This is a genomic window from Hydrocarboniphaga sp., from assembly GCF_965279055.1.
GTDB lineage: Bacteria > Pseudomonadota > Gammaproteobacteria > Nevskiales > Nevskiaceae > Hydrocarboniphaga.
On record NZ_OZ257125.1, the window covers coordinates 3,886,693 to 3,910,880 of the forward strand.

General features: G+C 66.6%; 21 protein-coding genes. 14 read left to right on the forward strand and 7 right to left on the reverse strand.

The genetic code is table 11. From position 1 onward, the window contains the following. Positions 1-14: 14 nt before the first annotated feature. Positions 15-836: a hypothetical protein gene (locus ACQZF9_RS17505; RefSeq protein WP_428310244.1), complete on the reverse strand. Its 822-nt coding sequence runs from the start codon at positions 834-836 to the stop codon at positions 15-17. 50 nt (positions 837-886) lie between these two features. On the opposite strand from ACQZF9_RS17505, the gene ACQZF9_RS17510 reads away from it, so the two are divergent. Continuing rightward, complete coding sequence (locus ACQZF9_RS17510) at positions 887-1,126, forward strand: hypothetical protein (RefSeq protein ID WP_428310245.1); 240 nt, start codon at positions 887-889, stop codon at positions 1,124-1,126. An 8-nt stretch (positions 1,127-1,134) separates the two neighbouring features. Here the strand turns inward: ACQZF9_RS17510 and ACQZF9_RS17515 are convergent, their stop codons facing one another. From ACQZF9_RS17515 to ACQZF9_RS17525, 3 genes are read right to left on the reverse strand one after another with little or no spacing between them, the layout of a single operon-like run. Beyond that, the gene (locus ACQZF9_RS17515; RefSeq protein ID WP_428310246.1) at positions 1,135-2,682 is read right to left on the reverse strand and encodes an OmpA family protein; all 1,548 of its coding nucleotides are present in this window, start codon (positions 2,680-2,682) and stop codon (positions 1,135-1,137) included. A gap of 9 nt (positions 2,683-2,691) precedes the next feature. Continuing rightward, positions 2,692-3,525 (reverse strand): vWA domain-containing protein, encoded by an 834-nt coding sequence (locus tag ACQZF9_RS17520; RefSeq protein WP_428310247.1) that lies wholly within the window; start codon positions 3,523-3,525, stop codon positions 2,692-2,694. Continuing rightward, the gene (locus ACQZF9_RS17525; RefSeq protein ID WP_428310248.1) at positions 3,522-5,255 is read right to left on the reverse strand and encodes an ABC transporter substrate-binding protein; all 1,734 of its coding nucleotides are present in this window, start codon (positions 5,253-5,255) and stop codon (positions 3,522-3,524) included. Before ACQZF9_RS17525 ends, ACQZF9_RS17520 begins: the two co-directional genes overlap by 4 nt. 95 nt (positions 5,256-5,350) lie before the next feature. Here ACQZF9_RS17525 and ACQZF9_RS17530 point away from each other — a divergent pair, with 95 nt between their 5' ends. Further along, entirely contained in the window at positions 5,351-6,832 is a 1,482-nt protein-coding gene (locus ACQZF9_RS17530) for an AAA family ATPase (RefSeq protein ID WP_428310249.1), read from the forward strand. Between the two features lie 118 nt (positions 6,833-6,950). After that, positions 6,951-7,823: a zinc metalloprotease gene (locus ACQZF9_RS17535; RefSeq protein ID WP_428310250.1), complete on the forward strand. Its 873-nt coding sequence runs from the start codon at positions 6,951-6,953 to the stop codon at positions 7,821-7,823. Positions 7,824-7,908: 85 nt separating this feature from the next. Here ACQZF9_RS17535 and cysS read toward each other — a convergent pair whose 3' ends face one another. Continuing rightward, complete coding sequence (gene cysS, locus ACQZF9_RS17540) at positions 7,909-9,282, reverse strand: cysteine--tRNA ligase (RefSeq protein ID WP_428310251.1); 1,374 nt, start codon at positions 9,280-9,282, stop codon at positions 7,909-7,911. 156 nt (positions 9,283-9,438) lie between these two features. Here cysS and ACQZF9_RS17545 point away from each other — a divergent pair, with 156 nt between their 5' ends. Next, positions 9,439-10,629, forward strand: coding sequence for a tetratricopeptide repeat protein (locus ACQZF9_RS17545; RefSeq protein ID WP_428310252.1), 1,191 nt, complete (start codon positions 9,439-9,441; stop codon positions 10,627-10,629). On the opposite strand, the gene ilvD is transcribed toward ACQZF9_RS17545, so the two are convergent. Next, the gene (gene ilvD / locus ACQZF9_RS17550) at positions 10,630-12,321 is read right to left on the reverse strand and encodes a dihydroxy-acid dehydratase (RefSeq protein ID WP_428310253.1); all 1,692 of its coding nucleotides are present in this window, start codon (positions 12,319-12,321) and stop codon (positions 10,630-10,632) included. A 155-nt stretch (positions 12,322-12,476) separates the two neighbouring features. Beyond that, positions 12,477-13,106: a phosphoadenosine phosphosulfate reductase family protein gene (locus ACQZF9_RS17555; protein ID WP_428310254.1), complete on the reverse strand. Its 630-nt coding sequence runs from the start codon at positions 13,104-13,106 to the stop codon at positions 12,477-12,479. Positions 13,107-13,225: 119 nt separating this feature from the next. Here ACQZF9_RS17555 and ACQZF9_RS17560 point away from each other — a divergent pair, with 119 nt between their 5' ends. The 10 genes from ACQZF9_RS17560 (at position 13,226) to ACQZF9_RS17605 (ending at position 24,185) form a co-directional block, all read left to right on the forward strand. Further along, positions 13,226-14,770 (forward strand): GAF domain-containing protein, encoded by a 1,545-nt coding sequence (locus ACQZF9_RS17560; protein WP_428310255.1) that lies wholly within the window; start codon positions 13,226-13,228, stop codon positions 14,768-14,770. A gap of 76 nt (positions 14,771-14,846) precedes the next feature. Next, positions 14,847-15,527 carry a TVP38/TMEM64 family protein gene (locus tag ACQZF9_RS17565; protein ID WP_428310256.1) on the forward strand — a complete coding sequence of 227 codons (681 nt, stop codon included), beginning with the start codon at positions 14,847-14,849 and terminating at the stop codon, positions 15,525-15,527. Further along, positions 15,524-16,231 (forward strand): hypothetical protein, encoded by a 708-nt coding sequence (locus tag ACQZF9_RS17570; RefSeq protein WP_428310257.1) that lies wholly within the window; start codon positions 15,524-15,526, stop codon positions 16,229-16,231. The genes ACQZF9_RS17565 and ACQZF9_RS17570 overlap by 4 nt, the downstream gene beginning before the upstream one ends. 111 nt (positions 16,232-16,342) lie before the next feature. Then, positions 16,343-17,182 (forward strand): UDP-2,3-diacylglucosamine diphosphatase, encoded by an 840-nt coding sequence (locus tag ACQZF9_RS17575; protein ID WP_428310258.1) that lies wholly within the window; start codon positions 16,343-16,345, stop codon positions 17,180-17,182. A 103-nt stretch (positions 17,183-17,285) separates the two neighbouring features. After that, positions 17,286-18,662, forward strand: coding sequence for a serine hydrolase domain-containing protein (locus ACQZF9_RS17580; RefSeq protein ID WP_428310259.1), 1,377 nt, complete (start codon positions 17,286-17,288; stop codon positions 18,660-18,662). A gap of 121 nt (positions 18,663-18,783) precedes the next feature. Beyond that, the gene (locus ACQZF9_RS17585; RefSeq protein WP_428310260.1) at positions 18,784-20,163 is read left to right on the forward strand and encodes a serine hydrolase; all 1,380 of its coding nucleotides are present in this window, start codon (positions 18,784-18,786) and stop codon (positions 20,161-20,163) included. A 190-nt stretch (positions 20,164-20,353) separates the two neighbouring features. Next, the gene (locus ACQZF9_RS17590) at positions 20,354-21,568 is read left to right on the forward strand and encodes a cytochrome-c peroxidase (RefSeq protein WP_428310261.1); all 1,215 of its coding nucleotides are present in this window, start codon (positions 20,354-20,356) and stop codon (positions 21,566-21,568) included. A 12-nt stretch (positions 21,569-21,580) separates the two neighbouring features. Further along, a complete protein-coding gene (locus ACQZF9_RS17595; protein WP_428310262.1) occupies positions 21,581-22,936 on the forward strand; it encodes a porin in 1,356 nt (451 codons plus the stop codon). A gap of 3 nt (positions 22,937-22,939) precedes the next feature. Continuing rightward, positions 22,940-23,464 (forward strand): FMN-binding protein, encoded by a 525-nt coding sequence (locus ACQZF9_RS17600; protein WP_428310263.1) that lies wholly within the window; start codon positions 22,940-22,942, stop codon positions 23,462-23,464. 64 nt (positions 23,465-23,528) lie between these two features. Continuing rightward, entirely contained in the window at positions 23,529-24,185 is a 657-nt protein-coding gene (locus ACQZF9_RS17605; protein WP_428310264.1) for an MBL fold metallo-hydrolase, read from the forward strand. The last annotated feature ends 3 nt before the right edge of the window (positions 24,186-24,188 follow it).

The following is a 24,188-nucleotide window of genomic DNA, read 5'->3' on the forward strand; positions in this document are numbered from 1 at the left end:
AATGCTTTGCCGAGCTACGGGGCGCTGATGTTTTTGGCGCGCGCGGCGATGGTCTTTAGTTCCGCCATCGCCGATTCGATGTCCATCGCCGCATGGCCCTGCGAGGTGTCCATCTCGCCGATCACGGCCATCGCCTGATCGATCTGCGTCATCGCGATCTCGTTTTCGGCGAGCCAGCCGTCGATGCGGTCGCGCTGGCGCTCGAGCAGGCTCATGCGCTCCTTCAGTGTGGCGATTTCGCGATCCTGCGCATCGGATTCAATGCCGTCGGTCTGCAGATGCTGCAGCCGCCGCGCGATGTGCTGAACGTCGATCGCCGACAGGCCTTTCAGCGCATCGGAAATGCGCGTCAGATTGTCCAGACCCGCGAGAAACACCTGCTCGGTCATGCCGAGAAAGCGGCTGAAGGTCATCTCTTTCGGATCGAGCTTGCGGCGCAGCAGGCCTTCGAACGCCCGGTATTTTTCCTTCAGCGCATCGAGCTGAGCCTGACCGGGCTCGAACGAGACTTCGGCGAACTCACTGCGCAGCCGCACCATCGTTTCGTCGGCGCGGCCGGCCAGCGCTTCCTGCAGGCGTTTCAGATAGTCGGCCGCATGCTTGTCGCGGCGCATCGTGTAATCAACCGCCCAGCCGCCGAGGCCGAGCAGCGCGCCGGCCGCGGCCGGCGCGACGAAGATCATCGACGGCCCGAGCACCGCAGCCGCCAGGCCGCCCAGAATACCGACTGCCGCCGGGTACAGAACATGCGGCTGACTCAAGGTGCGCCCGAGCACCGCGCGCGAAACTGCCTGCGCGGAAAAGTCGGCGTTAGGGCGCTTTTCCGGCGCGTTCATGAGGAAAACGTCCGGTTGGCTTGGATATTCTGGGCTGATACTGTGCTTCTATGGCCGACATCGACAACCTGATCCTTGAACACCTTCGCGCGCTGCGCTTGGGAATGGATGGGCTGCGTGAAGATCTGCGTGAAGTGAAAACGCGGCTGGGCCTGGTCGAGGAGAACCTCGGCTCGCTGTACCTGCAGATCGCCGGCCTGCATTCGCAGTACGGTTCGCTGTCCACGCGCCTCGATCGCGTCGACCTTCGTCTGGATCGCATCGAGCGTCGCCTCGAATTGGTCGAATAGCCGCCGCATCAGTAAGGTTCGGCGAGCAGCACGAATTCCACGCGCGGCAGGCGGTAGGCATAGGCGCGATCACTCTCGCCATTCTGCCGCGGCAGCGGCTGGCTCGATCCGTAGCCCACCGCGCGTTCGCGATCCGCATCCATCTTGTAGTTCTGCAGCAGGTAATCAGCCGCGGCCTGCGCGCGATCCTTGGACAGCTGCAGGTTCGCCGCGTCGTCGCCGCCCAGGCCGGTGTGACCCTTGATCAGCAGCCGATAGCGCGGATAGCGGCGCAGCTTGTCGGCGATGTCGTCGAGCGTCTTGCGGCTGTCTTCGTCCAGCGTCGCGGTGCCGCGGGTGAAGGCGATGGGCTCGATGCGCAAGGTGCCGACCTGTTTCAGATGCTCCCAGCCTTCATCGTCCAGCGGCTTGAACTCCAGCGCCAGCGTGTCACCATTGCCGGCGAGTTCGGGCCTCGCCTGCGGCAGGTAAAGGCTGGCGACGAACTGGCGATTGGTCACCCGCAGCGGGTCCTGATCCGGCAGCGGATTACGCGGGAAATCGCCGGCCGCGATCAGCACTTTCATCGTGCCGTTGATGGTGTCGAGCAGGCCTTCATCGCCGGGCAGCCCCGAAGGCGTGATGCCGAACCATTGCGCGCCATTGTCGTCGAGTCCGGCCCACGCGACGCCCTGCATCACCGTGCGCGCCTGCGCCGCCGGCAAGGCGGTGTAGGCGGCGACATCGGCCTCCAGTTCGGCCGGATGCTCGCCATACCAGCGCAAAGTGTCGAAATAATGTTTCAGCAGCAGACTCAGCTGCGCCGAATCCGCCTGCACGCTGCGCCGCGACGCCAGCAGCACGTCGACGATCAGCCGATCGGTGTCTTCGCTGCCGAGCAGCTTGACGATGCCCGGCTGCGCCAGCGCGCGCGACACGTCCGGCTCCCATAGCACTGCGACGTCGGCTTCGCCTTTCAGCAGCTTGTCCAGCGCGGCAGCGGAGCCATCGGTTTCGACTCTCCAGGCGCCGCCCTTCTTCTGCAGCTGCGGAATGTCGAAATGCACGGCGACGCTCTTCAACAAATGCTCGCTGGGCGAAGCCGGCGTATAGGCGATGCGCGCGCCGTCGTGCGCTTTCAGCGCATCCAGATTCGGGATCGACGCCGCGCGCGCAACGATCGCGTCTCCGCCCTTGGACTCGTCGATGACCGCGACGATGGTCGCCGGATAGGCGCTGGCCGCGCCGTTGAGCAGATAGCTGTCGACGGTGGCGACCGCGTAGTCGAGCCGGCCGTCGCCAAGCTTGCTGATGCGGCCCGCGGTGTCGGCGTGATCGTCCTCGCACTGCAGCGCGTAGCCTTCTGCGCGCAGCCGCTTGGTCAGCTGCGGCGAGCACAGCATGAAGTAACCGACCCAGCTGTCGACGCCAACCGTGATACGACCCTTCATGCCGGCCGCGTCCGACGTACTGCGCTGCTGATAGTCGCGGATTTTCGGCTCGGCATAACGCCAGCCGACGATCGCCAGCGCGCCGAGCAGAATCACGCTGATGAAAATCTTGACGTGAACCGTCACGGCCTGTGGCTATTCCTGAAAGTCGCTGACATCGAATGCCGGCGCTTCGGCCAGAACGTTGCCGAGGCCGGCGCTGAGCTGCTCGGGGCTGTCGGCCGCGGTGTAGTAGACGCGGCCGGGCTGGTTCAACACGTGATCTTCGCCGAGACAGAAGCCGATCGTATGCAAAACCACCGGCGAATTCTGCAGCAGCTTGTCGACCGCCTCGGCCGGATCTTCGCGCGCCGGATCGGGATAGCCGTCGGTGACCAGCACCAGATGATAGTCGCCGTAGCCGAACTGCTGGCGCGCCTGCGTGGTGAGCTTGTCGTAAGCGAGTTCGATCGAGGATTTCAGCGGCGTGCCGCCCTGCACGTCGACCTTGTGCAGCGCCGTCTCGAAAGCCTCGCGATTGCCGACGCCCAGCGGCACGCGCTCGCTCAGGCCGGCATCGTCGAACACCGCGAGCCCCAGATTCGCCTGCGCCGGCACCGACTGGATAAAGCGCGACAGCGCCGCGACCGCGACCGCGATCTTCGGCTTGCCGTCGGAGCAATCGACGCGGCGCATGCTGCCGGAGCCGTCGAGTACCACGTAGTAATTCGAAGTCGCCGCCGGCGCGCCGCTGGCGGCGACGGCGTTGTCGCCGCCGATCGACGGCCAGTCGTCGCGCGTCGCGGTCTGCGCGTAGATGCCGCCTTGCGGTGCATCGTTGCCGGCATCGTCGCTGTCGACGACTTCCTGGCTTTCGTGCTCCGGCCTGGAGTCTTCGTCGTCGCCGCTGTAGTGCTTGACCAGCCCATACGCGACCAGCGCGAACAGCGCCCAGCCGATGCGGCCGCGGGTTTTGCCGGGGCGGCTCACAGCGGTTTGAACACCGAGGACTCGGCCTCGACCTGGATGATGCGGAACTGCACGCGCATGTTGTCGCGCCATTCGCGCTCGTTCTTCGGCGCGCAGGGATCACTGCCGCAGAGTCCGGATTTTGGATTGGCGATGCCGTGGCCGACCACGGCGAACTGGCTCGCGTCCAGGCTCACACCCTTGCTCTGCGCGTAGGCGAGCACGCTGTCGCGCACCGCAACCGCGCGCGACAGCGACAGGTTCTTCGCCGCCTGCTTGATCTGACCGAGCACCACGTCGGGCTTGCCGGCTTTCTTGTCGCGCAGATAGGCCATCGGATCGCTGTGGCCTTCGACGGTGATCAGCGCGCCGCCGTAAGTCGAAGCCAGATCGACGACCTTGGCGAAAGCCTCCTGGTACAAATCGGCCGAGAAACCGTTCTGGTTCGGCTGAAAGAAGATCTCGAACGAGAACAGCTCGCCGTCGGCCAAGGTGCCTTGCTGCTGCTTGCGCGTGACCACCGCGGCGACCTGGCCTTCGTCGAAGCGCGTCGCCTCGGCGGCGGTCTTGCCGGCGTTGCTCAGGCCCTGCGCGAGCCGCGCGTAGTCCCAGCCGGCCGTGGCGAGCTTGGCGCTGCCGGAGGCCAGGCCGATGCTGGCGAAGGCGCCCTGGATCTCGGCGTCGAGCTTGTCCAGATTGCGCGGATAAGCCGGCGTCGCCAGGAACTCGACATTGCCGCGATGGCCGACGAATTCGGCGTCGCCGTACAGGCCTTCGGCATCGCCGGCGGCCTGCTCGCTGTCCAGCAGGATCTTCGCGCTCGCACTCATCGTCGCCTTGAACTCGGCGTCGCGCGGCTTGGCCGTCGCCAGCGCGCGCAGTTTTTCTTCGCCGAGCAGCAGGCCGTGCACGAAGCCTTCGACCGCCTTGCGGTTCTTTGCCAGATAATCGCTGCGCACCGCGTAGACGTCGGCAATGATCTTGTTCGCGGTCTTGGTCGACAGCAGGATGCGCGCGCCCTTGACCGAATCCTCGGCGCCGCTGCCGACGCTGCCGCCGGACGTCAGCACCAGCGCGTCGGGCGTGATCACGAAAGCGGCGTCGACGTCTTTCTGCTGGAACGCGCGCATCGGCGTGTCGTCCGTGCCGGTCAGATCCGGCAGCCAGCGGATCTTGACGTCGCTGGTCGCCAGGCCGGCATCGCCGAGAATCTTGGTCAGGTAGTCGACATGCGGGCCGTAAGCCTGCAGCGCGATGGTCTTGCCTTTCAGATCGCGCGCCGAGCCGATGCCCTGCTTGACCACGAGGGTGTCGCCGCCGGCCGACCAGGTCATCTGGTAGATCACCACCGGCTTGGTGCGCGGATCCTTGTTCAGCAGATCCGCGGCCATGTTGATCATGCCCAGCGTGCCGCGAAGATACGGCGAGCGCCCCGCCATGTAAGCCTCGACCTGTCTGGCGAACACGTCCTCGCGCACCAGGTTCAGGTCGAGCCCCTCGTTGGCGAACGCCGAGCCGCGCACGGTGCGCGTCGCATTGCCGTTGGCGACGATCGTCGCGATGTCGCCGCCCCAGGTGATCAGCGGCACCTGCGTCGGGCCGGCAGCGACTTCACCGACCGCGGTTCTGGCCAGCACTGTGCCCAGCGCCGGCGAGTCGACGCTTTTAGGCGCGGCCGCGAATGCCGCCGGCACGGCCAGGGCCGCGGCCACGACGACGCCTTTGAGGGACGGCCACCAGCGAGAAACCATCGAGCTGCTCCCTTGACGCACTTGTGCGCGTGAACCGATTCTAATCAACAAAGTGGCAAGGCTGCTTCCCAACGCGGATTCCCAATGAGCGACTCGTGAGCGACCTCGAAGATCTGGCACTGCTGGTCGACGCGCGCACGCCGCTGATCTTCGTCGACAGTAGCGACGCGGCGCGCGTGGAAGAAGTGTTCGCGCGCGTGGCCACGCGTGCCGGCCGGCCGCTGCATCGCTGGAGCCTGGCTTCGGGCCTGAGCCGTCGTGACGGCGACGCTTTTCCGCCGGCCCTTAGCGGCAGCAAGCCCGCCGAGGTCCTCGCCCAGGTGCTCGCGCAGCGCGAGCCCGGCCTGTTCCTGCTGCATGATCTGGCGCGTTATCTGGAAGATCCGCTGACCGTGTCGCAGCTGCGCGAAATCGGGCTGCGCAACACCCAGGTGCCGCATACGCTGGTGCTGATCGGTAGCGCGCTGAGCGTGCCGGCCGAGCTGCGCGCCGTGGCGACGCGCGTCGAACTGGCACTGCCCGACCTGCAAGACCTCAAGGCGCTGGTGCATGAAGAGGCGCAGAACTGGGGCGCGCAGCAGCAGCGCCGCGTGCAGGCGACGCAGGCCGCCATCGACGCGCTGACGCGCAATCTGCTCGGCCTGACTCACGCCGACGCGCGACGGCTGATCCGCAACGCGATCGTCGACGACGGCGTGCTGTCCGACGCCGACCTGCCGGCGGTGCAGGCCGCCAAGTACAGGCTGCTGGACCAGGGCGGCGTGCTCAGCTTTGAACTCAATACCGCGAAGATGGCGGACGTCGCCGGCCTGGCGACGCTGAAGCGCTGGCTGGCCGATCGCAAAAGCGTGTTCCTGTCCGCCACGCCGCCGCCGGGTCTGGATCCGCCCAAGGGCCTGCTGCTGCTCGGCGTGCAGGGCGGCGGCAAAAGCCTGGCGGCGAAGTCGGTCGCCGGCGCCTGGGGCGTGCCGCTGCTGAGGCTGGACTTCGCCGCGCTGTACAACAAGTTTTACGGCGAAACCGAGCGAAACCTGCGCGACGCGCTGAAAACCGCCGGCGTGATGGCGCCCTGCGTGCTGTGGATCGACGAAATCGAAAAAGGCCTGGCCAGCGAAAGCGGCGACGACGGCGGCCCGGGCAAACGCATCCTCGGCACGCTGCTGACCTGGATGGCCGAGCGCCGCGACCAGGTTTTTCTGGTAGCCACCGCCAACGACATCGAATCCCTGCCGCCGGAGCTGCTGCGCAAGGGCCGCTTCGACGAAATCTTTTTCGTCGACCTGCCCAAGCCCGAGGTGCGCGCCGCGATCTTCGGCATCCATCTGAAAAAGCGCGGCCAGGATCCGGCGGGCTTCGATCTGCCGCGGCTGGCCGGGCTCTGCGACGGCTTCTCGGGCGCCGAAATCGAGCAGGCGGTGGTGTCCGCGCTGTACGCCGCGCACGCTCGCGGTGAGCCGCTGAACAGCGACGGCATCGCCCATGAACTCAGCGTCACCCGGCCGTTGTCGGTGGTCATGGCCGAGAAGATGAACTACCTGCGCCACTGGGCCGGCAGCCGTAGCGTATCGGCCGACTGAACCGCCCATCGGCGGGCCCCGGCCCGATTCTTGTTTATCGGTTACCGTCCGCTACGTACGGCGATGCCCCAGGGCCGCCGGCCTGTCACCAAACCAAAACAATCCGGGAGATTCATCGATGAAATTCCAGAACCTTCGCCGCGCCGCGGCGATGGCGGCCTTGCTCGTGATGAGCGTTGCCGCCGCCGAAGACAGCGAGCAGAGCTACAGCAAGCGCTGCATGACGACGATGCCGAGCCTGGCCGAACGCGAAACCATTGATCGCAACCTGCAGAGCTTCCTGGCTGCCCGGGCCGCCAAGGGCGTGTCCCTGAACAGTGCACCGGGCTCGATTACGGTGCCGGTGTACTTCCATGTGATCAACATCGGCAGCACGCTGGCCCAGGGCAACGTGCCGGAGTCGCAGCTCAACGACCAGATCGCGGTGCTGAACGCCGCTTATGCCGGCACGCCTTTCGTCTACACCATCGCCGGCATCGACCGCACCACCAACGCCGACTGGTACACGATGTCGCCCGGCAGTTCCGCAGAAAAGCAGGCCAAGAAGGCCCTGCGCAAGGGCGGCGCCGAATCGCTGAACCTGTACACCGCCAACCCGGGCGGCGGCCTGCTCGGCTGGGCGACGTTCCCGTCCAGCTATGCCTCGCAGCCCAAGAACGACGGCGTCGTGGTGCTCTACACCAGCCTGCCCGGCGGCAGCGCCGTGCCGTATGACGAGGGCGACACGGCCACTCACGAGGTTGGCCACTGGCAGGGTCTGTACCACACGTTCCAGGGCAGCTGCAGCGCGCAGAACGACAGCGTCTCCGACACCCCCGCCGAACGCACCGCCGCCTATGGCTGCCCGGTGAACCGCGACAGCTGCCCGGGCAAGGCCGGCATGGATCCGACGACCAACTTCATGGACTACGTCGACGACTCCTGCATGTTCGAGTTCACGCCCGACCAGACCACGCGCATGGACCAGATGCATCAGCAGTACCGCAGCTGATTTCGGTCGGCTGACAAGAAAAGGCCGGCGAAAGCCGGCCTTTTCCGTTGTGCGCTATCGGGCGCGCTGCTTTTTTGCGTGGCCGCTAGGCGTAGCGCCAGCGCGCACCCTGGGCGCTGTCTTCGATGATCACGCCCTGCGCGGCGAGCTCGTCGCGGATGCGGTCGGACTCGGCGAAGTTCTTCGCCTTGCGTGCCGCGGCGCGGTCGGCGATGCGCTGCTCGATCACCTCCGGCGTCAGCGCCGAGGTCGTCGGCTGCTGCGAGAACCAGGCCTCCGGCGTCAGCTGCAGGATGCCGAGCAGCGAGCCGGCGTCCAGCAGCTGGGCCTTGAGCCTGGCTTTCTCGGCCGCGTCTTCGGATTTGTTGGCGCTACGCGCGAGTTCGAACAGCTCGGCCAGCGCCATCGGCGTGTTCAGATCGTCTTCGAGTGCGGCAATGAAAGCCTCCGGCGCGGTCACGCCGGCGGCGGGCTCGATGCCTTCGAGATCGCGCAGCGCGCCGTAGAGACGATCGAGTTTCTTGCGTGCGTCGGCGGCGACGTCGTCGTTCCAGTCCAGCGGCTGGCGATAGTGTCCGGTCAGCAGCACCAGGCGGATCAGCTCGCCCGGCAAGGTCTTCAGCAAGTCGTGCACCAGCAGCACGTTGCCCAGCGACTTGCTCATCTTCTCGTGATTCACATTCACGAAGCCGTTGTGCAGCCAGTAGCGCGCGTAGACCGCGCCGCCATGCGCGCAGGTGCTTTGCGCGATTTCGTTTTCGTGATGCGGAAAGATCAGGTCGTGGCCGCCGCCGTGGATGTCGATGGTGTCGCCGAGCACCGCCTCGCTCATCGCCGAACATTCGATATGCCAACCCGGCCGGCCGCGACCCCAGGGCGAATCCCAGCCCGGCTGCTCGGCGCTCGACGGCTTCCACAGCACGAAATCACCGGCGTGCTTCTTGTACGGCGCGACCTCGACGCGCGCGCCGGCCATCAGCGACTGCTCGTCGCGGCCCGACAACTGGCCGTAGTCCGGATAGCTCAGCGTGTGAAACAGCACATGGCCTTCGGCCGCATAGGCGTGGCCGCTGGCGATCAGCCGCTCGATCATCGCGGTGATCTGCGGAATGTGCTCGGTGACCTTGGGTTCGGCGTCGGTGGGCTGCACGCCGAGGGCTTTCAGGTCTTCGTGGTAGGCGGCGGTATAGCGCTGCGTGATCACGCCGATCTCGACGCCTTCTTTCACGGCCGCCGCATTGATCTTGTCGTCGATGTCGGTGATGTTGCGCGCGTACACCACGCCCGGATAACGCCGCCGCAGCACCCGCGACAGGGTGTCGAACACCACCGGCGGGCGGTAGTTGCCGATATGCGCGTAGGAGTAAACCGTCGGCCCGCAGACATACATCGTGACCCGGTTCGGGTCCAGCGGAACGAAGGTTTCTTTTTGCCCGGTCAGGGTGTTGTGCAGTTGCATGGTTGCGGCAGCGAAAAAAAGTGGCGCAAGGATAACCGTTTGCTCGCGGACGAGCCGTTTCCGGCCGCCGGCGAAACGGCATAGACTGCCCCGCAGTGCCGGTCTGTGGGCCAATTCGGCCATCTGGGGCGTCTAGCCGACGTCTGGGAGGGGAACATGAAAGCCGCATCGATTGCGATGGCCACAGTAGGCCGTGGCGCGCTGGCGCTTTATGCGCTGGCAGGCTTTGGCATGAGCGCCTGCAGCACCCATCCGCTGGTGCCCGAAAACGCAGCCGCCAGCCGCGGCTGGGTACTGGACGGCGCCGGCGAACTCAGCGGCCCGCAACCGGCCCTGCCCGATGTCGCCTCGCTGTTCGAGATCAGCTCCGAGATGCGCCAGTTCGCCACCGATGCGATCGCCACGGCCAAAAACGATCCCGATAAAATACGGCTGCTGGTCGATGCAATGCATTCCGACACCGGCCTGGGCTTGCGTTACGACGCCAGCGCGACACTGACGCCGACCGAGGCGTTTGCCCAACGCCGTGCCAACTGCATGACGCACACCTTGCTGTTCATCGCGCTCGCACGCGACATCGGCATCGACGCTCGCTTCAATCAAGTAGACATTCCGCCGATCTGGGATCTGCGCGGCAACAACCTGGTGCTGTACAAACATATCAACGCGCGGGTCGGCGCTTCGGCGCGGATTTTCCATATCGTCGACCTGACGCCCGAGGAATACGATCCGAACTACCATCAGTGGGTCGTCAGCGACACGGAGGCCGCAGCGCAGTTCTTCAGCAACCGCGCAGTGGATTTGCAGACGCAGAATCAGGGTCGAGAGGCACTGCACTACCAGTTGCGGGCACTGCAGCTGGCGCCTCAGGAATCGTTCCTGTGGTCGAACCTGGGCCACTTGTATCTGTCGATCGGCAATGCCAGGGCCGCCGAGATCGCGATCCAGCAGGCACTGCACCTCGATCCCGATTCGCTATCCGCCTACGGCACCGCATCAAGGATTTACGAGGCACTGGGACAGCCCGAACGCGCGCGGATCTACCGCCGCGAGGCCGAGAATCTGCAGAAGCGCAACCCCTACTATCACTACCAGCTGGCGCAGCGCGCCTACGCGCGCCATCAGCTGCCGCGCGCCCTCGAGGAAACCAAGACCGCAATCTCGCTATATCCCGAGGATCACCGGTTTCTGCTATTGCTCGGTGCCGTGCTCAACCAGCTCAAGCAACCGGAGCTGGCGCGCAAAAGCATAGAGGCGGCGATCGCGATGACAGCGGATGCGCCGACTCAGGCGCGTTATCGCAGCAAGCTGGATCGCATCGCGATGGCGGCCAAGCAGCCGGGCTGATCAACCGGTGATCGCACCCTTGTCCGCGCCACTGACCAGACGCGCGAACTTGCCGAGTACGCCGCTGGTGTAGCGCGGTGCCGGCTGCTTCCATTGCGCGCGACGCGCGGCGAGTTCCTGGTCGGAGACATTGAGCTGGATCAGCTGCTTTTTGGCGTCGATGGTGATCGAGTCGCCCTCATGCACCAGCGCGATCGGGCCGCCGACGAAGGCCTCGGGCGCGACGTGGCCGACGACCATGCCCCAGGTGCCGCCGGAGAAGCGGCCGTCGGTGATGAAGCCGGTGGATTCCCCAAGGCCCTGGCCGATGATCGCGCTGGTCGGCGCCAGCATTTCCGGCATGCCGGGGCCGCCCTGCGGGCCGATGTAGCGGATCACGATGACGTCGCCGGCGACGATTTTCCGCGCCATGATCGCGTCCATCGCCGCCTGCTCGCTGTCGAACACGCGCGCCGGGCCGGTGATGCTCGGGTTCTTCAGGCCGGTGATTTTCGACACCGCACCCAGCGGCGCCAGGTTGCCTTTCAGGATCGCCAGATGGCCCTGCGCGTACAGCGGCTTGTCGAACGGGCGGATCACGTCCTGATCGGCGCGCGGCTCGGCCGGAATGTGCTCCAGCTCCTGCGCCATGGTCTTGCCGGTGATGGTCATGCAGTCGCCGTTGATCAGGCCGCGGGCCAGCAGCATCTTCAACACCTGAGGCACGCCGCCGGCCTTGTGGAAATCCACCGCGACGTATTGGCCGGACGGCTTGAGGTTGCACAGCACCGGCACCTTCAGGCGCACGCGCTCGAAATCGTCCAAGGTCCATTCGACGCCGGCGGCGTGGGCGATGGCGAGGAAGTGCAAGGTGGCGTTGGTGGAACCGCCCGTGGCCATGACCAGCGCCACCGCGTTCTCGATCGACTCGCGCGTGATGATGTCGCGCGGCCGCAGGTTGAGCTTGATCGCATTGACCAGCACCTCGGCCGACTGCGCGACCGAGTCGGATTTTTCCGGATCGGGATTGGCCATCTGCGAGCTGCCCATCAGGCTCATGCCGAGCGCTTCGAACGCGCTGGACATGGTATTGGCGGTGTACATGCCGCCGCAGGCGCCGAAACTCGGGCAGGCGTTTTTCTCGATGCCCTCGAAATCCTCTTTCGCCATGTTGCCGGCGGCGAAAGCACCGACCGCCTCGAACGAGGAGACGATGGTCAGGTCCTGGCCTTTCCACTTGCCCGGCTTGATCGTGCCGCCGTAGCAGAACAGCCCCGGCACGTTCATCCGCGCCAGGGCGATCATCACGCCCGGCATGTTCTTGTCGCAGCCGCCGACCGCGAGCACGCCGTCGAGGAACTGGCTCTGGGTCGCGGTCTCGATCGAGTCAGCGATGACTTCGCGCGACACCAGCGAAAACTTCATGCCCTCGGTGCCCATCGAAATGCCGTCGGTGACGGTCGGGAAGCCGAAGCTCTGCGGCATCGCGCCAGCGGCTTTCAGCGCCGCTTCGGCACGCTTGGCCAGCGGGTCGAGGCCGGCGTTGCAGGGGTTCATCGTCGAGTGGCCGTTGGCGACGCCGACGATGGGCTTCTCGAAATCGCCGTCACCGAATCCGACGGCGCGCAACATCGCGCGATTCGGGCTGCGGGAGACGCCGGCGGTGATGTTGTGGCTGCGGCGGTTGGGGCGGTTGTCGACGGGCTCGGACATGGCGAAATCCTGGCGTGGAAAGGCCTCGGTCAGAGGCCTGCGGGAGGTCGCGGAGGATACACCAGCTGGGGGTTTTCCCTGGACCGGGCGGCACTTCCCAGGTTGCCGAAGCCCGGGATCGCCGCGTAGCCCGGGTGCAACCCGGGATCGGTCGCTCAATGCGCCAGATGCAGCCCGCACTCGCGCTTGTCGTCGAGCTTGGTCGGGTCGAAGTAGTCGAAGTTATTCGGCAGTCCGTGGCGCTGCAGGTACTCGTGCAGCTGCCTGGCGTTCCAGCCCAGCAGCGGCGCCACCTTGACCAGGCCGTCCGGGTTCAACGACACCGGCTGCATTTTCGCGCGCTCGGCGGTCTCTTCGGCGCGCACGCCGGTGATCCAGACTTTGGGCGCCAGCTCGGCCATGCCGCGCTCGAAAGGCTCGAGCTTGACCTCGTTGGTAAACGCCTCAAAGCCCGCAGTGCCGAGTTGCGGAATGTCGCCGTCGACCGCTTCCCGGTGTGCGCGCGAGCGCCGCGGATGCACGATCGTCAGGTTCAGCCTGAGCTGCTTGGTCAGCGCGTCGGCATAGCGATAGGTTTCCGGCGTGTTGTAGCCGCTGTCCATCCACAGCACCGGCAGCGTCGGCCGCAGTTGCGTGGCCATGTGCAGGATCACGCCGGAAAACGGGCTGAAGCTGGTGGTCACCACGGCGCGCTGATCCAGCTGCAGCGCCCAGGCCAGCAGCGATTCGCCGTGGCCACCGAGCTCGCGGTTGACCGTGTCCAGCGAGCTGAGATCGAGTTTCATGACAATTCCTTTCGCAACCGCTCGGGGCTGCCGATAATGCTGTGCAATATGGGCCCGCTTTGAGACCGTTCAATGTCCCCGAAGTTTGAAAGCCCGGCGCGGCGCAGCGGCGGCGCGGCGTGCTGAGCGGCCGCTGGCTGGGCCTGCATTTGCTGGCGATGCTGCTGCTGAGCCTGTGCTGGGGCATCGGCGTCTGGCAGACCGACCGCGAACACCATGAGCGCGACGCGGTCGAGGATACCGCGCGGCTGGACCGTGCCGAACACCTGCTCGGCGACCGCCTGGGCGCGACCGTCGGCGAGCTGCGCTTCCTGTCGCATACCAGCGAGGTCCAGGCGCTGCTGGCTGACGCCGCGCCGGCCAACCGCGAGCGCGCCGCCGCGCTGTTCGCCGAGCTGCTGCGCGACAAGCCGCGCTATGCCGGCGTACGCCTGTTCGACGACCAGGGCCGGCTGCTGGTTCGCGTCGACCGACGCGCCAACGCGATCCTCATCAATGACGCTGCCGCGTTGCAGCGCCAGCAGGATCGCGACGTGTTCGACGCCACGCGCATCCTGCCGCCGGACGCGGTGTACCTGTCGCGCTTCGAGCTGGCGGTGGAAGGCGGCCAGCTGGCTTTGCCGCGCCGGAGCGTGCTGCGCGCGGCGACGCCGCTGCGCCGCGGCGAGCAGGCAGCGCAGGTGCTGGAACTCGAGCAGGACGGCGCGCGCCTGCTCGGTTCGCTGACCGACACGCTGGCGACGGCCGGCGCCGAAGGCATGCTGATCGACGATCTCGGCTACTGGATCTTTCATCCCGACGAGACGCGGCGCTGGGGCGCGCAGATCGGCTTCGGCGACAGCATGGCGCGCGCCTATCCGCAGACCTGGTCGTCGATGCAGGGCGCGCGTGGCCAGATCGGCAACGACGAAGGCCGCTGGATCTACCGGCCGGTGTTCCCGTTCCGCGATCTGCCGGGCGTATCCGGCCCGGTGGCCAATCGCGGCTGGTGGCTGGCGATGCGCCATCCGCCGGCCAGCGCCGGCTTCGTCGCCCGCATCGTCGGCAGTGCCTGGTTCTGGGCTGCGCAGGCGCTGCTGCTGACGACGAGCCTGTTGCTCGCCTTTCAGCTGGCGCGCATCGACAGCCGGCGCGCGCGCAACGAGGCCGCATTGGCACTGGCGGAGCAGCAGGCGGCCGCGCAGCGCCGCGTGCGCGAGCTGGTCTACCAACTGAGCCTGCAGATCCAGTCGGCGAACAGCGCCGCGATGTTCGGCCAGCTGCTGCTGGGCGAACTGGCGCCGCTGTTGCAGCTGTCGGTCGGCGCGCTGTACCGGCTCGACGGGCCGTGGCTGCGCGCGATCGCCGGTTACGGCCTACCCGACGTCACCCTGCGCCAGTTCCGCGTCGGCGAGGGCCTGATCAGCGAGGCGCTCGCCGACCACCGGCGCATCGAGCTCGACCGCCTGCCGGCCGATTACCTGCTGGTGCGCAGCGCACTCGGCCACGCGTCGCCGACGCATCTGCTGATCGTACCGCTGTGGCTGCGCGCCGAAAATCTCGGCGTGCTCGAACTCGGCCTGAACGCGCCGCTCGACGCGGTCGCGCGCGACGTGCTCGGGCAAAGCCTGCCACTGATCGCGCTGCACCTGGCCAACTACGCGCATCGGCCGACGCCGGCATGATGCCGCCGTTCAGATCCACGCGCGCCATCGCCGCTACCATGCGGACCATGCGCTGCCCTCTCCCCAGCTGAAGAAGATGTCCAGACGATGGTGGTTGCTGCTGCCCTTGGCCGCGCTGATCGCGCTGTACTTCGCGTTCGACCTCAACCATGTGCTGACGCTGGAAGCGATCCAGCAGCAACAGGCCAACTTGATCGCGTTCCGCGAGCGGCATCTGCTGCTGAGCATCGGCGCGTTTCTGGCCGCCTACATCACCGTCGGCATTCTGCCGCTGCCCAGCGCGGCGCTGTTCACGGTGCTCGCCGGCGCGCTGTTCGGTGTCGTCGGCGGCTTCCTGGTCGCGGCGTTTACCTCGGTGATCGGCGCCTGCTGCGGCTTTCTGGTGTCGCGTTATCTGTTGCGCGGGCCGCTGAGCCGGCGCTTCGCGCCGCAATCGAAAACCATCGACGACGGTATCGCGCGCGACGGCCTGCTGTATCTTGCAACGGTGCGCCTGGTGCCGGTGCTGCCGTTCTCGCTGGTCAACATCGCCTTCGGTCTCTCGGCGATGCCGCTGCGCAGCTTTTACTGGGTCAGCCAGCTCGGCATGGCGCCGGGCGCGCTGCTGTTCGCCAACGCCGGCCGCGAGCTGTCGCAGCTGCACAACCTGCACGACCTGCTCTCGCCTGGCGTCATCGCCAGCCTGGTGCTGGTCGCCGCCCTGCCCTGGCTGGCGCGCGCGCTGGTCGGCTTTCTGCGTCGCCGGAGAACCTCATGAAAACTTCGATCTCTCATCTGTTCAGCCTGACGGTTGCCGCCGGCTTTTCGCTGTTTGCCAACGCGGCGCTGGCCGCCGGCGGCAGCGTCGCGCTGCAGACTTTCGACCCCAACGGCAACGGCGTCGACGTGATCATCGAGGCGCTCGATCCGCAGCACCTGCGCATGTCCAGCCCGCAACACCAGGAAGCCTATCTGGTGGTGCTCGGCACCAAGACGTACAACGTGCTGCAGTTCGGCAGCATGCCGATCGTGATGGACGCGCAGGAAATGATCGCGGCGATGGGCGGCGCGCAGATGCCGACCGCGCCCTCGCCCAGCGACGACATCCACCAGTTGCTCGGCCTCGAACCCACCGGCAAGAAGGAAACCGTCGCCGGCATCGTCGGCGAGGTGCAGCGCCTGCGCTTTCTCGACAGCAATAACCAGCCTCGCGAAGAGGAACTGGTGACGGTGCGCGACCCGCTGCTGCACGATATGAGTGTCGCGCTGTACAAGCTCGGCACGGTGATGGGCGCCGCCGCCGGCGTGCGCACACCGGCCGGCGCCGACAAACTCGCCAAGGATCTGGACGCCAAGGGCCTCGGCATTCTGCGCATGGGCCTGCGCATGCGGCTGGTGTCGGTGGACCGCCGGATTCCGCCGGCCAGCCGCTTCGATCTGCCGGCACAGCCGATGACCGCGTTCCCGCCGGCCAACGACTAGGCGCTTGGCGCGGCTGCTCGAATCCGACGCGACATCGCGCTCGGCCAGCACGTCACACAACCGTCATCGCAGCGTCATGATCGCGTCGCCCCGCATGCCGACACTGGCATCATGGCAAAGGACCAGACCAAGACGCGACGCTACCGCACGCTGTGGATCTCCGACGTGCATCTCGGCACCAGCGGTTGCAAGGCCGAGCATCTGACCGAGTTCCTGCAGCACAACGAGTGCGACACGCTGTATCTGGTCGGCGACATCATCGACGGCTGGAAACTCAAGAACGGCTGGTTCTGGCCACAGGAACACACCAACGTCATCCGCAAGATCCTGACCAAGGCCAAGCGCGGCACCAAGGTCATCTACGTCACCGGCAACCACGACGAGTTCCTGCGCAAGTTCGTCGAATACAAGCTCGAAATCGGCAACATCAAGATGGTCAACGAGCTGGTGCATGTCACCGCCGACGGCCGCCGGCTGCTGGTGATGCATGGCGATCTGTTCGACGTGATCACGCGCTATCACAAGTGGCTGGCGCTGGCCGGCGACTTCGCCTACGAGGCGACGATGCGCGCCAACGAGGTCATCAATCGCACGCGCGCCCTGTTCGGCATGCGCTACTGGTCGTTGTCGGCGTTCGCCAAGAAGAGCGTCAAGAACGCGGTCGCGATCATCAGCGAGTTCGAGGACAGCGTCGCCCGCGAATGCTCGCGTCGCGGCCTGGACGGCGTCGTCTGCGGCCACATCCATCACGCCGAAATCCGCCAGCTGCACGGCATCACCTATCACAACTGCGGCGACTGGGTGGAATCCTGCACCGCGCTCGGTGAAACACCGGACGGCCGCATCGAGGTGATCCGCTGGGTGCAGCTCGACCACCTGAACCAGCGCCCGAACGTGACGCCGCTGCGCAGGCCGGCCAGCAAGACGGCGAAAGCGGCAGTCGCGACCTGAGCGACGGATCATCTCGCCTGCGCGACACCGGGCGTGGGATCTCGGCCAATATGGCCGCGAGTAACTGACGTTACCCTGCGAACTCACGTTCCGGGACAGACCCATGAAGATTCGAAGCGGCGCCATTGCACTGATCGTGGGCTGCTGCCTGTTGCCGACGATGGCCGAGGCCGGGCTGCTCGGATTTCTTTGGCCGCAGCGGCCGGAGCTGGCGAGTCTGCCGGTGCCGGCCGATGTCTTCGCCAACCCGGCACCGGGCGGCGGTTACGTCGGCTGGCAGCGCAGCGACAGCGCGGCCATCGGCGGCTACGAAATCACCGCCGCGACGCTGCTGTCGTCGCAGGTGCTCAAGGTCGGCGCCGACGCGACGAGCGTGCGCTTCGACAGGCTGATTCCGGGATGGAACTATTCGATCAGCGTACGCAGTCTCGATGCCAGCGGCAGCCGCTCCCGCGCGTTGGCGGCAACCGGCTTGCATGTGCCGCGCCTGACGCTGACGCTGCGCGAGCGGGCCGCTTTCGACCGCGCTGCAGACTACTCGCGCTCGCTCGGCGGCAATGTCGTGATCGTGATGCGCGACGGCCAGGTGGTTTACGAGCGCCGCGACAACGGCTATTCCGGTCCGAGCAGCAGCGCGATATTGCCGCTGGCCAGCGGCTCCAAAAGCTTTTCCTGCGCTCTGTTGACCGCGGCCGAGCAGGATGGCTACCTGTCCCGTGAAGGCAAAGTCGCCGACACGCTGACCGAATGGCTCGGCGATCCGAACAAGTCGCAGATGACGCTGGCGCAGCTGCTTGGCCTGCAGGGCGGGCTGTCGACCAACCCGGCCTTCAAGACCAGCCAGACCGCGACTCTCGACACCTACCAGCTGGCGCTGGACGACCCGGCGGACCACGCGCCCGGCAGCGCCTTCATCTACGACCCGCTGGCGTTTCAGGCATTCGCGCTGATGTTCGAGCGCGCCTCCGGCGGCCAGGATCCGGTGGACTATCTACAGCGGCGCGTGCTCCAGCCGATCGGCCTGGTCGGCGACAGCTGGCAGCGCGACCTCGTCGGCCATCCGCAGATCGCCGGCGGCGCTTCGGTGGCCCCGGCATTGTGGGCACGCTACGGTCAGCTGATGCTGCAGCACGGCACCTGGGAAGGCAGGCGCGTTCTTCCGGCCGCGCCGCTGGCCGACTGCCTGACGCGCGACAACCCGGCGTATCGGGCCTATGGCCTGACCTGGTGGCTGAATCGCGATGTCGGCGACAGCTACGACGCGGCCGTCGACTTGGTGCCGGAAGACGGCATCGCCAGCCCCGGCAGCCGCATCGCGCCGAGCGCACCGGCCGACATGGCGATGGCGGCCGGCGTCGGCCATCAGCGCCTCTACCTGCTGCCGTCGCAGCGGCTGGTCGTGGTGCGCATGGGCCCGTTGCTGGGCGAGTTGCTCGACTGGTCCGACGAGGAATTCCTGGCCACCCTTCTGGATTTCTGATTTTGCTGTAGGAAATTGGCGCGTTCCGGCGTCAGTTCAGCAAGGTGACAGCTCGCCCAGATAGCCTCGATTGAAGGCTACTAAGCACCATTCCCGGTGCGGCCGCCACCACGGAAACCCAATGAAATCTCATCTACCCGTCGCCCGGGCGATGCTGTTTTGCGCGCCATTGCTGCTGGCGGTTTCGGCCTGCAGCAATGGCGGCGACGACGACGAAAGCTTGCCACCAGCGAGTTCGGTGTTCGCCACGCCGCAGGCCAGCGGCAGCGCCGTCGGCGCCGACGTCGGCTGGAGCGCTGCGGACAGCAGCCAGGTCACCGCTTACTCGATCAGCGCCAGCTCCACCGGCCAGCCCACCGTCAGCAAGATCGTCGATGCGACGCTGCGCTCGGCGACGCTGAGCGGCCTGACCACCGACCAGGACTACACCGTCACCGTCGTCGCGCAGTACGCCGAAGGCGCCTCATCCGCCACCAGCACCAGCGTGCACACGCCGCGCATCACCAACACGCTGGCCGAGATCGCCGCCTTTCAGAATGCAGCGGACTATTCCGCCAGCCACAACGGCGACGCGGTGATGATCATGCGCGACGGCCAGATCGTGTTCGAGCGCTACGTCGGCAGCTACAACCGCGACGACCTGCACGTGCTCGCCAGCGGCACCAAGAGCTTTTCCTGTGCGCTGATGCTGGCCGCCGAAGGCGACGGCATTCTCAAGCGCAGCGACGTGGTCGCCGACACCATCACCGAATGGAAATCCGATCCGAACAAGTCCAAGGCCAGCCTGCTGCAGTTGCTGAGCCTGCAGAGCGGCCTGTCGACCAACCCGGACTACAAGCCGGCGGATGTCGCCGATCTGGACACCTACCAGCTGGCGATCGACGACCCGGCGAACTACGCGCCCGGCCAGGCCTTCATCTACGACCCGCTCGCGTTCCAGGCGTTTGCGCTGATGTTCGAGCGCCGCAGCGCCGGCACCGACCCGATCGACTACCTGCAGAGCCGCGTCTTCGGCAAGCTCGGCATCAGCGGCGACGACTATGTCTGGCAGCGCGACGCGGAAGGTCATCCGCAGATGGCCGGCGGCGCCTCGATCAGCGCGCCGGTGTGGGCGCGATACGGCCAGATGATGCTGCAGCACGGCACCTGGCAGGGCGCGCGCGTACTGCCGGCGCAGGGCGTCGAGGACTGCCTGACCTACCCGAATCCGGCCTATCTGGGCTACGGCATCACCTGGTGGCTGAACCGCGACGTCGGCGACACCTACGACGCCAGCGTCGACGTGGTGCCGGCCGACGGCCTCGCCGCCACGGGCGCCAACCAGATCGCGCCGCGTGCGCCATCCGACATGGTCATGGCCGCCGGCACCGGCCACCAGCGAATGTACCTGCTGCCGACGCAGCGCCTGGTCGTAATCCGGCTGGCGCCGCTCACCACCGAACTCGACGAATGGTCCGACGACGAGTTTCTGGCCCGGCTGCTGGCGGCGAGCACCAGCTAGCGCCACCAAAGGCCTTGCAGTCCGGCGACGCCGTTCCGCGGCTCGTCGCCAGCGCGCAGCAAGGCCTTTCATTAACTTTTTTTAACTTGTTGGTTGGTAGTGAGAATGATTAGCTTTAGCTTCACTGCCACGTCGGCAGTCTGAACGGGGCCGCCCATGCAGCGGCCCCTGCCTCGGGGGCTGAAGCGTAATGAATGCCGTTGTTCCGTTCCGCGTCCGCGGAGCCCTGGCCTTTGGCCTGATTGGCGCAGTGACGCTGCTGCTCGGCGCCTGCGGCGGCGGTGCGGACCTGCCGCCTGCGACACCCGCGCAGACGCTGTCGCCGACCGCCGCGCTGGGCGAGAAAATCTTCTTCGACCCCTCGCTGTCGGCGTCCGGCGCGCTGTCCTGCGGCAGCTGCCACAACCCCGGCCGCGCGCATTCCGGCAGTGACGGCCTGGCGGTGCCGCTGGGCGGCGTCGACCAGCGCACGCCGGGTTTTCGCAATGCGCCGTCGCTGCGCTACCTGGATCTGACGCCGGCGTTTTTCTTCGACAGCGAAGGCACGCCGACCGGCGGCTTCAACCGCGACGGCCGCAGCGACAGTTTCGCCGCGCAGTCACGTCGTCCGCTGCTGGCCGCGCACGAGATGGCCAACGGCGATGCCGCGACGTTCGCCGCCAGGCTTGCCAGGGCCGCCTATGTCGCCGAGTTCACCGCCGTCTACGGCGCCGGGGTGTTCGACGATGCCGAAACCGCGCTGGATCGCGCCAGCCAGGCGCTGCAGGCCTACGAGCAGCAGGACAGCGACTTTCATCCCTACAGCAGCAAGTTCGACGATTTCCTGCGCGGCAAGCAGCAGCTCAGCGAGCCGGAGTTGCGCGGCTATGCGCTGTACAACAACCCGCAGAAGGGCAATTGCGCGGGCTGCCATCCGAGCGGTGTGGTCGCCGGCCAGCTGCCGCTGTTCACCGACTTCACCTACGACAATCTCGGCGTGCCGCGCAATGCCGACATCCCCGCCAACGCCGACGCCGGCTACTACGATCTGGGCCTGTGCGGCCCGGACCGCGGCGATCTGGTCGCCGGTCACCCGGACCTGTGCGGCGCCTTCAAGGTGCCGACCTTGCGCAACATCGCGCTGACCGCGCCGTACTTCCACAACGGCCGCTTCGCCACGCTGAAGGAGGCGCTGCAGTTCTACGTGCAGCGCGATACCAACCCGGAGAAGTGGTATCCGGCCGGTGCCGATGGCGTGCGCAAGTTCGACGATCTGCCGGCGCCGTACCAGAAGAACGTCAATACCACCGAAGTCCCGTACAACCGCAAGCCCGGCGATCAGCCGGCGTTGTCCGACGCCGAAATCGACGACGTGATCGCGTTCCTCAACACCCTCACCGACGCCGATCTCGCGTCCGCCGAATAAGACAGCCCCTCCATGAACCCGAACCCGCACTCCAACAAAGCACCGCTGTTTTCCCTGACCGCGATCAGCCTCGCCGCCGCGATGTTCGCGGCGCCGGCTGATGCCGCCGCCGACGCCGATGCGCTGGCGCAGAAGCTCGACGCGCTGGCCGCGCAGGTGCAGGCGATGCAGAAGGAAATCGCCGAACTGAAAGCGCAGAACGAAGCCCTGGCGGCGCAGCAGGAGGCCGGCGCCAGGCCCGCCGCCACCACCACCGCCGCGGGCGCGAGCGGCGCCGCCGGCGGACATGCCGGCGCGGCAACCGTGGCCGCCTCCGACGACCGGCAGCTGTCGATCTACGGCTACGGCGAAATCGCCTACAGCAACTACGATCACGACGATTCGCGCACCCAGGCCGACCTCAGCCGCGCGGTGTTCGGCTTCGGCTATCGCTTCAACGACAGCACCCACTTCCTGTCGGAATTCGAGTTCGAGCACGCGGTGACCTCGGCCGACGACAGCGGCGAAGCCGAAGTCGAGCAGTTCTACGTCGATCACTCGTTCAATCCCTATATCAGCGCCAAGGCCGGCCTGTTCCTGATTCCGTCCGGCCTGATCAACACCGCGCACGAACCTACGCGTTACTACGGCGTGCTGCGCAACCAGGTCGAGACCGCGATCATCCCGAGCACCTGGCGCGAAGGTGGTGTCGGCCTGCATGGCAGCAGCGACCTGGGCCTGTCCTGGGATCTGGGCCTGACCACCGGAATGAAGCTCGCCAACTGGGATTTCACCGGCAGCGACGGCAAGGAGAGCCCGTTCGGCGCGATCCACCAGGAACTGCAGTTTGCCTCCGCCTCGGATCTGTCGCAGTACCTGTCGCTGGAATACGACGGCATCGCCGGCCTGCGCGTCGGCGGCTCGGTGTTCACCGGCGAAGTCGACCAGAGCCAGCCCGGCATTCCGGGCAATCCGCGCGCCACGCTGTGGGAAGCTCACACGCGTTATCTGGCGCATAACCTGGACCTGGCGGCCTTGTATGCGCACGGCAGCATCAGCGACACCGCGGCGCTGAACCTGGCCAATGTCGGCCAGCCGACACCAATCCCGAAGGACTTCTACGGCTGGTATCTGCAGGCGGCGTACAAGGTCTGGCAGCACGGCAGCTATTCGGCCTCGCCGTTCCTGCGTTACGAGCGCTACAACACCGGATCGAGCTTCGCCGCGCAGCCGGCCGGCCTGGGCACCGCCGCGTATCCGCTGGAAAGCGTGCAGACCATCGGCATGAATTTCTATCTCGATCCGAACGTGGTGCTGAAGATCGACTACCAGAACTTCGACGTGCTCGACGACGACCGCTTCGATCTCGGCATCGGCCTGACGTTCTGAGTCATGCGTGAGCTGCGTCGTCCGCTGCTGGCCTTGTTGCTGTGCGTGAGCGCGGCGAAGGCCAGCGCCGAAGAACAGGTGATGGCGCCCGAGCGTTTTCTGGCGCACGCGTTTCGCGAGGAGACGCCGAGCGAGCAGATCATCTGGCTCGACGCGCCGCTGCAATCGCGGCTCAGACCGATCCTGCGCCACGCGTATCCGCAGGCACGGCTGCGCTACTGGCGCGCCGGCGCCCGCAGCGCCTGGGTGCTGGACGAAGTCGGCAAGGAGTTCCCGGTGACCGCCGGCTTCGTCGTCAACGCCGGCCAGATCGAGCGCGCGAACCTGCTGATCTACCGCGAAAGCCGTGGCGGTGAAATCCGCTTCCCGTCGTTCCTGAACCAGTTCGCCGGCCAGCATCTGGACGGCGGCGACCAGCTCACGCCCGACGTCGACGGCATCAGCGGCGCGACCTTGTCGGTGGATGCGATGCGGCGCATGGCGCGCGCGGCGCTGGCGCTGGCCGCCGCGGCCGACGCCAAGCCCTGAGGCTTTCCGCCGAGGAGCGCCGGCCGGACTTGGTATCCTTCCCGCTCACGAATCGAGCGAAGCCATGTCCGCCACGCTGAAGTGCGAAATCATTCCGGTCACGCCGTTCCAGCAGAACTGCTCGCTGGTCTGGGACCCGACGACGATGCGCGGCACGCTGGTCGACGCCGGCGGCGAGATCGAACGGCTGCTGGAGCGCGTCAAACATCACGGCGTCACGCTAGAGAAACTGCTGGTCACGCACGGCCATCTGGATCATGCCGGCGGCGTCGCCGATCTGGCCGAGCAGCTCAAGCTGCCGGTGGAGGGCCCGCATCGCGACGACGAATTCTGGATTCAGGGCATGCCCGAAGCCGGCCGCAACTACGGCTTCCCGCCGCTACGCAGTTTCACGCCGGACCGTTGGCTGGTGGACGGCGACACCGTCACCGTCGGCACGATGACGCTGGACGTGATTCATTGCCCCGGCCACACGCCCGGTCACGTCGTGTTCCATCACCCGCTGTCGAAAGCGGCGTTCGTCGGCGACGTGATCTTTCAGAACTCGATCGGCCGCACCGACTTTCCGCGCGGCAACCACGCCGACCTGATCCGCTCGATCCGGCAGAAGCTGTTCCCGCTCGGCGACGACATCACCTTCGTGCCCGGCCATGGCCCCTTGTCGACCTTCGGCCGCGAGCGCGCGAGCAATCCGCACGTGTCCGATCGCGCGGTCGGCTGAAGC